The sequence below is a fragment of the Falsirhodobacter sp. 1013 genome (assembly GCF_051195255.1).
GTDB lineage: Bacteria > Pseudomonadota > Alphaproteobacteria > Rhodobacterales > Rhodobacteraceae > Falsirhodobacter.
The window spans coordinates 1-1,236 of the sequence record NZ_JBNJLK010000044.1 but is presented as its reverse complement, the minus strand read 5'-3'; the positions used below and the strand labels follow the sequence as shown (position 1 = coordinate 1,236).

The window sequence follows — 1,236 nt, the reverse complement described above, 5'->3', positions numbered from 1 at the left end:
GCGATGGAGAAAAGCCCCAGCATCATCTGGAACGCGATCAGCGCGTGCACCCGCTCCGGCCCCTCCGGGAAAGCGGCACAATAGGCCATCAGAAGCGGAATTGCCGGCGTGATCCAACCCGGAACCACCGGATCGCCCAGCAGATGGTGTGCCAGATAAAGGATGCCGTTCAGAATCACGACGGCCAGCGCAACCTCGAACGGCATGCCCAGAAGTTCCACCATCAGCGGAATTGCTGCCAGATCCACGGCACACATCAGCAGGCCCTGGAAGTAATCCGGCCATTCGAAGCGGTAATGCATGAACGGCAGGCGTATCTTGAAAGGTCCGGCAGGCCAGAATGGCTGCTCGGCACCGTCTTCGCGGTGTGTGGTCATCTCTCTCTCCCCATCGGGCCTGTTCCGGCCCATCCCTCACGCCTTGCGGCGTCCCCATGACGACCGCCCCTTGGGGCGGTCGAAGCTGTCAGAAGGCTTCGGTGTAAAGCGCAAGTGCGCAGGCTTCGGTCACCGGCACCGGATTGTTGCCCAGAAGGCGCGTCTGCTTCATGGCATCTGCGGCTAGCATCGGCAGGCTGTCCTCCGTCACGCCGACGTCGCGCAGACGGCGCGGCGCGCCGGAGCGGTCCATCAACGACTGCATGTGATCGACGAATGCCACCGACCGCGCCTGAATCCCTTCATCCGACGGCCCAAGCAGCACGTCAGCCAGCTCCGCATAAAGCGGTGCCGCCGCCTTCATGTTGAACCGCAGGACCGGCCCCAGCATCAGCGCGTTCGAAAGCCCGTGCGGCACGTGATAATGCCCGCCCAGCGGATAGGCCAAGGCATGCACCGCCGCGACGGGAGAGTTGGAGAACGCCTGACCTGCAAGATTGGCACCAAGCAGCATCGCCTCGCGCGCGGTGCGATCATTGCCGTTCTCGCAGGCGGCCAGAAGATTTGCCGACAGCAGCTTCAACGCCTCGCGCGCGAAAGCGTCCGAGAGCGGATTCTTCTTGTGCTGGCTGGTATAGGCCTCGATCGCGTGGACCATGGCATCGATGCCGGTCGCGGCGGTGTGCAGCGCGGGCAGGCCGGTCGTGAGTTCGGCATCCAGCAGCACGCGGTCGGCGTAAAGCTGGCGGGACACGACACCCATCTTCGTCGTCTCGCCCGTGGTCAGGATGGTGATGTTCGTCACCTCCGATCCGGTTCCCGCAGTCGTGGGGACCTGCACCAGCGGCAGGCGTCTGCC

At 64.2% G+C, this 1,236-nt stretch carries 2 protein-coding genes; both read right to left on the bottom strand.

Annotated features, from left to right (window positions below):
• On the bottom strand, positions 1-377 hold a 377-nt coding region (locus ACSHZY_RS18850; RefSeq protein ID WP_435171760.1), incomplete at its 3' end, for a hypothetical protein.
• Between the two features lie 88 nt (positions 378-465).
• A partial coding sequence (locus ACSHZY_RS18845) for an iron-containing alcohol dehydrogenase (RefSeq protein ID WP_435171758.1) occupies positions 466-1,236 on the bottom strand: 771 nt, incomplete at its 5' end.